We start from the raw sequence: 13,180 nt of genomic DNA on the forward strand, positions 1-13,180 counted from the left end.
TCAGGCCTCCCGTGTCGCGAAGTCGATGCGCGGGTCGATCCACACATACATCAGATCAGAGACCAGCTTCAGGATCAGACCGATCAGGGTATAGAGATACAGGGTGCCGAAGATCAGCGGGTAGTCGCGCTGCAGGACAGCCTCGAAGCCGAGCAGTCCCAGCCCGTCGAGGGAGAAGATCACCTCGATCAGCAGCGAGCCGGTGAAGAAGATGCCGACCAGCGCCGCGGGCAGCCCGGCGATGATGATCAGCATGGCGTTGCGGAAGACGTGCCCGTAGAGGATGCGGTTCTCGCTGGCTCCCTTGGCGCGTGCCGTCAGGACGTATTGCTTGTGGATCTCGTCCAGGAAGCTGTTCTTGGTCAGCATCGTCAGGGTCGCGAAGCTGCCGATGGCGGAGGCCAGCACGGGCAGGGCGATGTGATGGAAGTAATCCAGAATCTTGCCGGCGGTGGACAGCTCCTCGAAGTCCGGCGAGGTCAGCCCCCTGAGCGGGAACCAGTCCAGATAGCTGCCGCCGGCGAATACCACGATCAACAGGATCGCGAACAGAAAGCCCGGAATGGCATAGCCGACGATGACGACGCCGGAGGTCCAGATGTCGAAGCGCGAGCCATGCACCAGTGCCTTGCGGATACCCAGTGGGATCGAGACCAGATAGACCAGCAGCGTGGTCCATAGCCCTAGCGAGATGGAGACCGGCAGGCGCTCCAGCATCAGGTCGATCACCGGGCGATCACGGAAGAAGCTGTCGCCGAAATCGAACTGCGCGTAATCGACGACCATGTTGGTGAAGCGCTCCCAGACCGGCTTGTCGAAGCCGAACTGCTGCTCCAGCTCCTCGATCAAGGCCGGGTCGACCCCTGACGCGCCGCGATAGGTCGAGGAGCCCCCGCCACCGCTGATGACGCCATCACCGCCACCACTGTTGAGACGGGTGCTGGCACCGGCACTCATGCCGTCCAGACGTGACATCAGTTGTTCGATCGGGCCACCGGGGGCGGCCTGAACGATCAGAAAATTCAGCAACAGGATTCCGAGCAGCGTCGGAATCATCAACAGAATCCGGCGCAGAATATAGGCACCCAATGGCAATCTCCCTGCGTGCCCCTCATCACCGGCATCTTGTGTGCGGTGCAAGGGGCATCGGTTATTGGTGTCGTGGACGCATCAGCAAGGCGTCAGTCCCGCCAGGCATCTATGCCTGGCATAGGCGGCGAGCGTGTTCTTCAGGTTTGTTAACCAGACGTATTCGCTCGGCTCATTCACCTGGTTCAAGCGAGGCATCCTTGTCGGGCTCGATCCACCAGCTGTCCAGACTCAGCTGGTATTCCGGGAAGGGCTGCGGGTAGCCGAACTTGTTCCAGAGCGCGATGCGCGTCGCCGCCAGGTGCCACTGGGGCACGACATGGAAGCCCCAGCGCAGTACGCGGTCGAGTGCCCGTGTCGCGCTGAGCAGGTCTTCGCGGGTCTGTGCCTGAATCAGAGCATCGGTGAGCGCGTCCACCACCGGGCTCTTCAGCCCGATCAGGTTGCGTGAGCCGGCCACGTCGGCATAGTCGCTGGTCCAGTATTCACGCTGCTCGCTGCCGGGACTATTGGACTGCGGATAACTGCCGACCACCACGTCGAAGTCGAAGCTGCGACGGCGGTTGATGTACTGATTGACGTCGACAGTGCGAATTCGCGCCTTGATGCCGATGCGCGCCAGATTGCGAATCCACGGCTGGATGATGCGCTCGAACTGGGTGTCGTAGTTGAGCACCTCAAGCGTCAGCGGCTTGCCGCTGCTGCGGCTGACCATCTGGCCCTTGACCACTTCATAGCCCGCTTCGCGCAGCAGCCCCAACGCCTTACGCAGGCGAGGGCGCAATTCCTTTGGCTCATCGATCGGCAGGGGCTTGTCGAAGACCGCGCTGGGCAGCTCATCCTTGAAGGGCTCAAGCAGCGCGAGTTCCTTGCCGGTGGGCATGCCATCCGCGGCCATGTCCGAATTCTCGAAATAGCTGTGGGTCTGCTGGTAGGCACCGTAGAAGAGGTTGCGGTTGATCCAGTCGAAGTCGAAGACCAGCGCCAGTGCCTCACGGACCCTCGGGTCCTGGAAGCGCTCGCGGCGCTCGTTGAGCACGAAGCCTTGCATGCCGGCCGGGTTGCTGTCCGGGACTTCCAGCTTCTTCAGTCGCCCCTCGTGGAGCGCGGGAGTGTCGTAGGCGGTCGCCCAGTTCTTGGCACTGCTTTCGACGTGCAGATCGATGCTGCCGGCCTTGAAGGCTTCCAGCGACACGGTCTGGTCCCGGTAGTAGTCGTAGACCAGTGTCTGGATATTGTGGCGGCCCTTGTTGACCGGCAGGTCCTTGCCCCAGTAGTCGTCGACACGCTCGTAGCGAACCTGGCGGCCGGCGTCCAGAGATGCCATGCGATAGGGGCCGGAACCCAGCGGGATTTCCAGGGTGGCGCGCGTGAAGTCTCGGCTCTTCCAGTAGTGCTCCGGCAACACCGGCAGCTGTCCGATGATCAGCGGCAATTCGCGCGCCGCGCCTGGCGCCATCTCGAAACGTACGGTGTCGGCATCGATCACGCTGACGCCGGTGACATCGTGGTAATAGCTCTTGAAGAACGGCAGGCCTTCATCCTTGAGCAGGCGATAGGTGAAGACGACATCTTCGGCAGTCACCGCCACGCCATCGTGAAAGCGCGCCCGATGATCGATATCGAATTCGATGGCGCTGCGGTCCTCGGCCAGGCGGACGCCGCTGGCCAGCAATCCGTATTCGGTGAAGGGTTCATCGGCGGAGGGGATCATCAGGGTGTCGTAGATCAGCCCCCCGAAGTAGTTGAGTCCCGCCACCGAATTGCCCTTGAGGATGAAGGGATTGGTGGAGTCGAAGCTGCCGATGGCGGCGCGCGTCATGCGCCCGCCGACCGGTGCCTCTGGATTGACGTAAGGAAAGTGCGTGAAGCCGGGCTTGTGGGCGGGCTCGCCGTAGATGGCCAGGCCATGCACAGTCGGGACGTCCAGCGGTGTCTGCACGTTCGAGGTTGGGATACTGGATGCCTGCGCGCTGGTTGCCTGCGCGCTGGTTGCCTGAGTGCCCGACGCCGTCTCGGCGCTGGGACGTGAATCGGCAGATTGCTCGCTATTCGTATTGGACTTGGTCGTATTGGACTTAGCCGCATTGGGCTCAGCCGCGTTGGCCGTGGCAGTGAACGAGCCGCTCACCATCAGCGCCCCCAGGCATAGCGCACGTAGCGCGGCCCAGCGACGGTGGGTGAGTGAAGAAACACGCTGCATCGAAGACTTCCTTGACTGAATGACCCGGGCCTCGCGGCCGTGATGAAATGACCGGCATCTGGGCAGCGGCTGGTTTGCGCCTGACTCGCCATCAACTCCGCTGGCTTGGGTGGCCTCAGCGGTTGCCGACAAGAGTGTCGACAATTGTGAGGACACCTCTGTCGACACACTACCGTGAGCTGCCGTGAGCTGAAGAAGAACCGCAGGAGAACTGCAGAAGCGGTACAGCAGGTGCGCGCCACGCGCCGGGCTGCGGCCGGTCTCCTTGCATCGACCCCGCCAAGAGTAACGAAGTTCCCTGTCAGCGGCCATGCTGCGGCGTTTGAATCGCAAACGCCCCCACCATCGCAGATGGCAGGGGCGTGGGAGAATCGCATATCACGGTCATCGCCAGACGCGTGAAGCGACTGGCTCAGTCGGGCTGAAGGCTCAGTTGGCGCTGTAAAGGGTCAGCATCTGACCGGGGCGCAGGTAGTCCGCAGATGACAGCTTGTTCCAGCGCGCGAGCTGGTGGGTGCTGACATTGTGACGCGCGGCGATCAGCGACAGAGAGTCGCCACTCTTCACGCGCACCTTCTTCTCGCCGTTGGCCGAGGCCAGCTGAGTGGCGACCGAGTTGCCGCGGTCCGGTACCAACAGTGCCTGACCGATGCGAATGGTGTTGCCCGAGAGACGGTTCCTCTGTTTCAGCTCAGACAATGTCAGCCCATTGCGACGTGCGATGACGGATAGGGTGTCGCCGTGTTTCACGCGATAGCTGGCCCAGCTCTGGCGCGCTTCTTCGGGCAGCGTAGCCAGCTGACTGAGGAAGGTGTCGCGGGCGGTGACCGGAATGACCAGCGAGCTGTCGCCCGGCTTGGTGGCCCAGCGCTTGTAGGCCGGATTCAGGGCGCGCAGCTTGTCTTCACTGATACCGGCCAGCTCCGCGGCAGTGGAAAGATCCAGCTGTCCGCCCGTCTCGACGGCCGCGATCTGCGGCTTGTCGGCAATCTTGGGCAACGACAGGCCATATTCCTGCGGATCGCGAATCACCGCGGCCAGGGCCAGCAGCTTCGGCACGTATTCCATGGTCTCGTTGGGCAGCTTGATGTTCCAGTAATCCTCATCGCCACCGGCGCGGCGGCGTGCACGATTCACGGTGCCGGCACCGGCATTGTAGGCGGCCAGTGCCAGCTCCCAGTCACCGTCATACCAGCGCTCGCCCTGAGTCTCCAGGTAATCCAGCGCGGCGTCCGTGGACAGCAACACGTCCTTGCGACCGTCATACCAGCGGTTGCGTGTCAGCCCCATGGCGTCACCGGTGCGCGGCATGAACTGCCACATGCCGGTCGCACCGCCCGGATGCGCGGCATCCGGGTCGTAGGCGCTCTCGATGAAGGGCAGCAGTGCCAGCTCTGCCGGCAGGCCGCGTGCTTCGGTGCGCAGTGTCACGTAGCGAATCCAGGGGCGGGCCTGTTCGGCGATGCGCTCCACGTGGTGGGGGTGTTCCTGATACCAGCTGATCCATTTGCGCACGCGTGGGCGACCGGTGTCCTGCTGCAGCTGATAGCCGGCGCGCAGGCGCTCCCAGACGTCGTCGTAGTGCGCGGGAATGGCATCGACGGCCTCCATGAAATTCAGCGGGGCGCGCTGATATTCACTGGTGGGCGTAACCCCGGGCACCATCGCTGAATTGGCGCTGGCGGTCAGCGGCATCAGGCACAGGGTGGCACCCAGAGAGGCGAGGCGAATCAGGTGACGCAGTCGAGCCGGACGGAAAGGGGGCTGGGTCGGAGTGACACGACACGGCGTGTCGGCGGCCATCTGGCCGTCGGTACGGAGGTCTTGCTGATGCATTGACGAAATACTCTCTGGCGAGCCGCGGCTGGATGGGGTCAGCTGCGGCTCGGCTGGCCGGCCATGCCGGCACGAATCAGTGACTGCGGGGGCTGATCGAGATCAGGAATGTTCTCGACCCGCTGTCACGCGAAATGCCATTCACGCCGCGCTCCAACCGCTCACCAGAGTGGCGTCAGAACGGGGGCAATGGCACGCGGGCAGCAGGGCTAGAAGTTGTCCTTCCACTGACGCAGTGCCGTGAAGGCCGCCAGTGGGGAAGCTTCCTGACCCGAGGGTGCCGAGAGGCGTCCTTCCTGCTCGAGGTGGCGTTGCAGCGCCACCTCGTCACTACGCAGGAACGGATTGATCTGCTTTTCTCGGCCGATGAGGGTGGGCAGCGTGGGGCGGCCCAGTGAACGCAGCTGTTCACATTCTGCGTTGAGGGTGTCTCGCGTGGGGTTGTTTGGCTCGGCGGCTCTGGCGAAGGCCAGATTGGCCAACGTGTACTCGTGTGCCGGGAAGACGAGCGTCTCTTCCGGCAGAGCGGCGAGGCGCGACAAGGAGTGATGCATCTGCTCCGGCGTGCCTTCAAACAGGCGACCGCAACCGCCACTGAACAAGGTGTCGCCGCAGAACAGCAGTCCCGGCATGCCGGAGCTGACAAAGGCGATGTGGTCCAGGGTATGGCCCGGCACTTCCAACACCTCGAAGAGGCGGCCCTGCAGGCGGAAGCTGTCGCCATCGCCGACACGCTCGTCGATACCGTGGATGGCCGGGTTGTGCGGGCCGACCACGTGAGGTTGATAGCGTTCGATCAACTCCGGCAGGCCGCCGGTGTGATCCTGGTGATGATGGGTGATGAGGATGGTGTCGAGGATCAGGCCTCTGGACTCCAGGACCTCCATCACCGGGCGTGCATCACCGGGGTCGACGACCGCCACGCGGGGATTGTCGTCGCTCTGTATCAACCAGATGTAGTTGTCCTGAAAGGCCGCTATGGGCGTTACGCTCATCATGGTGGTCAGGTGCTCTTGATGTCTTGCAGTCGTCGATCGAAGCAATGACAGGCCAGTGACGCGAAAAGGGGCTTCATACGTCCTCGCCGAGGAATCGGCCAGGCTGAAGCAGTTGAACATGGCATGTCATCATCGCCTGCAATGCTGATGGGCAGGCGGTTCCATCGACTCCTTACTGAAAGTTAGTTGTCGAAATCGGCATAAGATCATGCTCAGAGACGGCTCGGGCCGCTCGTGCTAATGAGAGCTCCCCCATGCCGCGTATCCGGGCGGCAGGGGCAATACGGGGGCTCCATCATCGACAACGCATGTTTATGGGTCATTCGCAGGATGTTGGGTAACACCTTGCTTCACTCTATCCTGAGTGTCGGGCCGGGCTGTCGAGACGCTCGGTACCCACAGTTCTGTTCAAGACTCGCTCATCGGCATTTCGTTCCCGGTCGGGCTCGCCGTTTGCGATCAGGCAGCGGATGGCAGATGCCTGGTCCTGCAGGGAGTGTCCTTGAGGAAGAGTCCATCAGGAAAAGCCACGACTGGCCGCCTTTGCTCAGGTCCATGAGCGCCATCAATCGCAAGGCCGAAAGCCAGCGTGATGATGCTCAGTGGACTGATTCGTGGCGGGAATCTGATTTTTCCGGATAACAAGCCTGACGAGCCAGCAGGTAAGTGTCAAACCTCTTATGGTGTGAGAATGTAGACAAGTGTCAAAGCCTGTCTATGCCGTGGGGAGTGTCTCCCCGCCTGAAGCCCGGGAGATGCAAGATGTGGAAAGGCCCCTTTGGTGTGAATGACTCCGGTGCGGACGAGGCCAGCGCGTCCCTGACCGCCGAGGAACGCCAGCGCCAGCATGCGCGCCAATTGAGTGCCCATGTGCGCGCCATGCGTGCCTTTTTCGAGGGCTCGGATGGCCAGGATATCCTGACGGCGGAGCGCGAGATGCTGTCCCCGCTGTTCGAGCGCTGCTTCGGTTTTCACAGCCTGAACCTGGGCCCGGGCAGCAATGACCTCCTGTCACTCTCCGCCATCCGACATGCCATCCAATGGAGTCCCGAGGCAGCGCTTGCCGAGTCGCCTTCCACCTTGATCTGCCCGCTGACGCAGCTGGCATTGCCGGACGAGAGCATGGATCTGGTGATGCTCCACCATCTGTTGGAAGTCGCGCCGGAGCCGCACCGACTGCTGCGCGAGGCGGCCCGCGTCCTGCGCTCCAGTGGCTGTCTGGTCATCGTCGCCTGGCAGCCGTTATCTGGCGAGGGGCTGCTGCGTCTGGACCCGCGCCGTCGCCACATCACTCCCTGGGAGGGGAGCTGGCGAACGCCGGCGGCCCTGCGCGATTGGCTGGCCTTCGTGGATTTCGAGATCGAGCGCATCGACTATGCCGGCTTCCACCTGCCGGGGTTACGCCTGCGACACGGTTGGCTTGAACGTATGGGGCGCCGCTACAACCTGCCGCTGGGCAGCCTGATGTTGATACGGGCGCGGCGCAATGTCGGGTACGTGCAACCCTTGAATGCCAAGCGATCGCGAGTCGCCATTCCCGGTGTCTCCATCGGCCAGGCCACGCGGGTGCATTCCCGGGAGGAGCATGTGAAGCGTGAGTCACGCAAAGACCTGTCCGAGTGCGGCTAGCTCGGCGGCTCGCTAAAGGGCTCCCTTTTCTTCAAGGCTTCAGTCTGGCTGAAGCTGTAAAAAAACACAGGGGCTTTGGCCATGCTGCATGCGAGTGGGTAGAATGACGCTCATTGTGGCGAGGCCTGCTGTTGCCGCGGGAGGGCTACCGGAGAGTGATTGTCAGGGGGCGGTTTCCAAGCCCCGCCTCTGCGAGCCAGGCTTGCCCCTGTCGTGACAGCCTGCGCCGTCGCACTTGCCCGTCTTCGTTTCCTTTGTCGAGAGTGCCGTTTGTGAGCCAGAGTGCATCCACGTCCGAACCCCAGAATCCCTCCGCTGTTGCGACGTCCGAATCCAAGGCGGCGCCGACGCGCGTGGTCATCCACACCGATGGTGCCTGTCGTGGCAACCCGGGGCCGGGTGGCTGGGGCGCGATTCTGGTCAGTGGCAAGCATCGCAAGGAACTCAATGGCAGCGAGGCCCAGACGACCAACAATCGGATGGAGATGATGGCGGCGGTCGAGGCGCTTACGGCGCTTACCAAGCGCTGTCAGGTGGTGCTGTGGACCGACTCCGAATACGTCAAGAACGGCATCACCAAGTGGGTGCACGGCTGGGTCAAGCGCGGTTGGAAGACGGCAGCCAAGCAGCCGGTAAAGAACGAAGATCTGTGGAAGGCACTGCTGGCCCAGAGTGAGCGGCATGATATCGAGTGGCGCTGGGTCAAGGGCCATAGCGGCGATGAGGGCAACGAGCGCGCCGATGCGCTGGCCAACGAGGCCATCGACGAGATGCAGCGCCGCCGCTGAGTGTCTCGGCTGGCAGGCACGCCGAGCGCGGTGGCCAGCCGTGTTTGAGCACGGACATGCAGGATCCGATATTGAGGCACCCTGATGCGCGGGCCGAAGCTTGAGGCGGACCGATCAGGGAGCTGTCACTGTTTACCAAGAGGTCTGAGATGCGTCAGATTATTCTCGATACCGAAACGACAGGTATCGACCCGAAGGAAGGCCATCGCCTGATCGAGATCGGCGCGGTGGAGATGATCAACCGCCGCCTGACCGGACGCACCTACCATCAGTACGTCAATCCTGAGCGCTTGATCGATGCAGAGGCGATCGGGGTCCACGGCATCACCGATGACCGAGTCGCCAACGAGCCGGTCTTCGCCGAGATTGCCGATGCCTTCTGGGACTTCATCAAGGGTGCCCAGCTGGTCATCCACAATGCGCCCTTCGATGTGGGCTTCATCGATCACGAATTCGGGCTGATCAACCCCGGGCGTGCCAACCCGCTGGGCCCGGTCGCCGATCACTGCGCCATACTCGATACCCTGAAGCTGGCCCGAGAGAAGCACCCCGGACAGCGCAACAATCTGGATGCGCTGTGCAAGCGCTACGATATCGACAACGGGCATCGCGTGCTGCACGGCGCCTTGCTGGATGCCGAGATTCTCGGCGACGTCTATCTGGCGATGACCGGTGGCCAGACGGCGCTGGGCCTGGACGTGATAGAGGAAGGCGATGGCGAGGAGGGCGGTATCGTCGGGGTTCGTCGCCTGCGTGCCGATCGCCCACGTCTGGTCACGCCCGGCTTGTCCGCGCTGGAACTTGAGCGTCACTCGGCCTGGTGTGAAGAGATTCGAGGCAAGGCGGATGAGTGCCTGTTCGATCGCCTCTCGATCGATGCCTTGGGCAGTCTTGAAGGCGCCAGTCTGGACAACCGAGGTGCCCGCGGAGACGACGCCTGATGTTGATTCGTGATCTCTCGCGTGTGACTCAGCGCCATGGTTATCTGATTCGCGTGGGACGTGATGGCGTGGCGCCTGCGCCGGATGGCGGCATCATCCAGCCTATCGCGGATTGGCCCAGCGGCGCCGTGGCCCTTGGGGAATGGCTGGGCGCACCGATTGCGGTGTTCGGTGAGAATGGTAGTGCGGATTGGCCCACCGCGCGTCAGTGGCTGCATACGCTACCACGTGATCAGTTTCCGCTGCTTTCCAGCGCGCTGCAGGTACTCAAATGGCTGCGTGACCATCGATTCTGTGGCCGTTGTGGCAAGCGCATGAAGCGTCTGGAACATGAGTTCGCCATGCACTGCACCGGTTGTCAGCATCGCAGTTATCCGCGTATCTCGCCCTGTATCATCACGCTGATCACCCGGGGTCGCGAGATGTTGCTGGCGCGCAGTCCGCGCTTCGGGCCGGGCATGTATTCGACCCTGGCGGGCTTCATCGAAGCCGGTGAAAGTGCCGAGGAAGCCGTGCGGCGTGAGGTGCATGAGGAAGTCGGTGTCGAGGTCGGGCGAGTCAGCTATTTCCAGAGTCAATCGTGGCCGTTCCCGCACTCGTTCATGCTGGGCTACTACGCGGAATATGCCGGTGGCGACATCACCATCGATGGTGTCGAGATAGAGGATGCCCAGTGGTTCACGCCGGAAGACTTGCCGGGGCTGCCACCGAAGTTCTCTATCTCGCATGCCTTGATCGACAATTTCCTGCGCTCGGTCGCGACGGGCCGCTGAAATTGTGAGCCTCTCCCCAAAGAAAACGCCCCGACCATTGGCCGGGGCGTTTTCTTTGGCAGGTGCATCAAGCGAATCTTTCCATCGGGCATGTTCGCAGCGTTGCAGCTGCTCAGCAGACGCTCACTTGTTCGGGAACAGAGACGTCAGCTTGGTGGCCAGCATGATGTTGCCGGTGGCTTTCAGGCGGCCAGTCATGAAGGCCTGCATGCCGTCGACTTCGCCCTTCATCACACCCTTGAGGGTGTCGCTGTCGGTGCTCAGGGTCACTGACGGATCATCGTGCTCACCCTCGCCGACGTCCAGAGAACCGTCCTTGACGACCATGTAGTAGTCATCGCTGTCGGTGATGTTGAATTGAAAGACCTCATCCATGCCCTTGGCGGCTTCGGGGTTGAAACGGCTCTTGAGCATGTCGATGACGGCGTTGGCGTCGGCCATGGTGATATTCCTTGTCAGTGCTAGCGGTGGAGAAAGGCCAATGATCACGGGGAAAGATGACGTGCATGGCGAGGGGGAGGTGTCGTTCATCACCTTGCTCACCATGAAGTGATCACGCTGCTGACCTTCAAGACTGACATCAGACTATTTCAAACGATCGTTCCAATCAAGTCGTGTGATCGATCTGGCGTGTTCCGCGCTTCAGCGCTCAGCTCTGAACCTGCAGAAGTAACGTGCAAACATAACGCACAGGGATAACGTACAGATCGTGTCCAGGTCACCTGGAGAACTCGCACAGGCGGCACGCCAGTCCCATGACAATACGAGCAGTGTGTAATCTGCCCAGGCGCCTGCCAGCCTTGCAGGCGGGCAAGCTCGCCCCCATATCGAGTACCATCCCGCACCGGCCCTTTAGCCGGTGATTTCGTTATGGGGTCCTGGTCGTGTGGCAGATGTCTTGACCTTCTGCCTGACAGCCATGCACTCGAGAGCGAGCGTTCGTCGCTCACGTGCAGGCGAGAGATCAGACACCTTCTTCAATGTTTCAGGAGCAAGTGCATGCAATGGATTTCACAGTACGGCCTCTTTCTGGCCCAGGCGATCACCGTAGTGGTCGCGATCGCGGCCATCGTGCTCATCATTGCACGTGCACGACAGGGGGAAACGGGAGAGCGCCAGGCCAAGCTGAAGATTCGCCCCTGGCATGAGCGCATCAAGGGCTATCAACGCGAATTGAGCCACGCCGGCCTGGAAGAGGCCGAGTACGCCGCCAAGGAGAAGGCGCGGGCCAAGAAGCACAAGCAGGAAGCCAAGGCGCTCAAGAAATCGCTCAAGGCCAAGGCGAAAGCCAACAAGGGCGGCAATGCGGACAAGGACGATGCGTCGGCCAGTACGCGTGGGCGTCGGGTCTTCGTGCTCGACTTCGTCGGCGACATCAAGGCCAGCGGTGTGGAAAGCCTGGCGGAGCAGATCACGGCACTGGAAGGCGTGCTGGGTGAGCAGGATGAGGTCGTGCTGCGACTGGAGTCCGGCGGTGGTCTGGTGCATGCCTATGGCCTGGCCGCGGCACAGCTGGACCGTCTGCGTGCCAGTGGCGCGCGCCTGACGATCACGGTCGACAAGGTCGCGGCCAGTGGCGGCTACATGATGGCCTGTGCGGGGGACCACGTGGTGGCAGCGCCCTTTGCGGTCATCGGCTCGATCGGGGTCGTGGCTCAAGTGCCCAATGTGCACCGTCTGCTCAAGAAGCATGATGTGGATGTCGAGATTCTGACGGCGGGGCGTTACAAGCGCACCTTGACCATGCTCGGCGAGAACAGTGAAGAAGGGCGTGAGAAGTTTCTGTCGGACCTGGCGCGCACCCATGAACTGTTCAAGCAGCATGTCGGCAGCCGTCGTCCGCAATTGGATGTCGAGGCAGTGTCCCAGGGCGATATCTGGTATGGCAGTGAAGCCATCGATATCGGTCTGATCGACGAGGTCGGTACCAGTCAGGCGTTGCTGGCACGCTATCTGAAGGAAGAGGTCAAGATCTTCGAGGTGAGTCTCGAGAAGCCGCGCCGCGTGATGGATCGTTTCGGCAAGGGCGTGACATCGAGTCTGGATCGTGTGCTGGACCGCGTGCTGGAGCGCAATGCAGAGTCGCGCTGGCATCAGCAATAAGCGACAGATTGCCGTCGCGGGCGAAGAGAAGAGGCTTGGAAGGCCATTCCGTGGCCTGCCCGATCTTGTTGGAGTCGGCGAGTGATACAGTTGTCCAGCGGGTCACGATCAGCGTGACTCAACGATATTCCCCTCAAAGGGCGTCAGTCACCGGCTGGCGCCCTTTTTCATTTATAGAGATCCTGCAGGGCACGAATGACTCCTGCGGCGTTGGGGCCTTGCAGCGAATAATAGATGGTCTGAGAAGCGCGGCGCGTCCGCACCATGCCTTCACGACGCAGAATCGCCAGATGCTGCGACAGCGCGGATTGCGACAGTTCCAGGCGCGAGTTGAGCTCGCTCACCGACATTTCGCTGTCGCTGAGCAGGCACAGGATGCGCAGGCGGTTCTCGTTGCCCATCGCCTTGAGCAGGGCAGTGGCTTCTTCGATGACGCGGTCACCGGCCTGGTGCAGGGTGATGGCATCGCTGGACACTGGCATGGGGTTATTCCTTGCAGCTGTAGAAAGTGTTGCGTTCATGCGGTCTCTCCCGGTCGGTCTATCTTAGTGCATCCCGAGGGACGCAATGAGCCATTGGTATGTTGTTATGACCTAACCTTGTTTTAGTGAATGATCAATAACTCCGCCTGCTATGTCCAAGACAATCTTAAACGATAAATCATCGACTTTGTCGTTCTCAGGCTTTGACTTTTTGTCGCATCTGCTGTGAGACCGCGTTCAAGCGTATGTTTTATTGCACGAATGACGCCTTTCACGCTGTCAGCTCGTCTGCGACCAAGGATTGAGTCTAAGACCATCAGACGCTGAAAACGGTGAGC

11 protein-coding genes are annotated in these 13,180 nt (G+C 61.6%); 5 read left to right on the plus strand and 6 right to left on the minus strand.

Features of this window, described 5'->3' with window-relative positions; genetic code table 11:
* From AC5WNJ_RS07685 to gloB, 4 genes are all read right to left on the minus strand, one after another.
* Window positions 1-1,089, minus strand: a complete 1,089-nt coding sequence (locus AC5WNJ_RS07685) for a microcin C ABC transporter permease YejB (protein WP_495930917.1) — start codon at window positions 1,087-1,089, stop codon at window positions 1-3.
* A 172-nt stretch (window positions 1,090-1,261) separates the two neighbouring features.
* Window positions 1,262-3,292, minus strand: coding sequence for an extracellular solute-binding protein (locus tag AC5WNJ_RS07690; RefSeq protein ID WP_495930918.1), 2,031 nt, complete (start codon window positions 3,290-3,292; stop codon window positions 1,262-1,264).
* A 429-nt stretch (window positions 3,293-3,721) separates the two neighbouring features.
* A complete protein-coding gene (locus AC5WNJ_RS07695) occupies window positions 3,722-5,128 on the minus strand; it encodes a LysM peptidoglycan-binding domain-containing protein (protein WP_495930919.1) in 1,407 nt (468 codons plus the stop codon).
* Between the two features lie 209 nt (window positions 5,129-5,337).
* On the minus strand, window positions 5,338-6,126 hold the full coding sequence (gene gloB / locus AC5WNJ_RS07700; RefSeq protein ID WP_253064642.1) for a hydroxyacylglutathione hydrolase: 789 nt from the start codon (window positions 6,124-6,126) through the stop codon (window positions 5,338-5,340).
* 762 nt (window positions 6,127-6,888) lie between these two features.
* On the opposite strand from gloB, the gene AC5WNJ_RS07705 reads away from it, so the two are divergent.
* The 4 genes from AC5WNJ_RS07705 (at window position 6,889) to nudC (ending at window position 10,257) form a co-directional block, all read left to right on the plus strand.
* Entirely contained in the window at window positions 6,889-7,755 is an 867-nt protein-coding gene (locus AC5WNJ_RS07705; protein ID WP_495930920.1) for a methyltransferase domain-containing protein, read from the plus strand.
* Between the two features lie 353 nt (window positions 7,756-8,108).
* The gene (gene rnhA, locus AC5WNJ_RS07710; RefSeq protein ID WP_054556047.1) at window positions 8,109-8,543 is read left to right on the plus strand and encodes a ribonuclease HI; all 435 of its coding nucleotides are present in this window, start codon (window positions 8,109-8,111) and stop codon (window positions 8,541-8,543) included.
* 149 nt (window positions 8,544-8,692) lie between these two features.
* Window positions 8,693-9,484 carry a DNA polymerase III subunit epsilon gene (gene dnaQ / locus AC5WNJ_RS07715; protein ID WP_253064646.1) on the plus strand — a complete coding sequence of 264 codons (792 nt, stop codon included), beginning with the start codon at window positions 8,693-8,695 and terminating at the stop codon, window positions 9,482-9,484.
* Window positions 9,484-10,257, plus strand: coding sequence for an NAD(+) diphosphatase (nudC, locus tag AC5WNJ_RS07720; RefSeq protein ID WP_176676983.1), 774 nt, complete (start codon window positions 9,484-9,486; stop codon window positions 10,255-10,257). Before dnaQ ends, nudC begins: the two co-directional genes overlap by 1 nt.
* A gap of 123 nt (window positions 10,258-10,380) precedes the next feature.
* Here nudC and AC5WNJ_RS07725 read toward each other — a convergent pair whose 3' ends face one another.
* Window positions 10,381-10,698: an SCP2 sterol-binding domain-containing protein gene (locus tag AC5WNJ_RS07725; RefSeq protein ID WP_253064648.1), complete on the minus strand. Its 318-nt coding sequence runs from the start codon at window positions 10,696-10,698 to the stop codon at window positions 10,381-10,383.
* 558 nt (window positions 10,699-11,256) lie between these two features.
* Between AC5WNJ_RS07725 and sohB the strand changes: the two genes are divergently transcribed.
* Complete coding sequence (gene sohB, locus AC5WNJ_RS07730; RefSeq protein ID WP_495930921.1) at window positions 11,257-12,360, plus strand: protease SohB; 1,104 nt, start codon at window positions 11,257-11,259, stop codon at window positions 12,358-12,360.
* Window positions 12,361-12,527: 167 nt separating this feature from the next.
* Here sohB and AC5WNJ_RS07735 read toward each other — a convergent pair whose 3' ends face one another.
* Window positions 12,528-12,842, minus strand: a complete 315-nt coding sequence (locus AC5WNJ_RS07735) for a metalloregulator ArsR/SmtB family transcription factor (protein ID WP_176676985.1) — start codon at window positions 12,840-12,842, stop codon at window positions 12,528-12,530.
* Between the last annotated feature and the right edge of the window lie 338 nt (window positions 12,843-13,180).

It is taken from the genome of Cobetia sp. PDI-23MA (assembly GCF_059507735.1).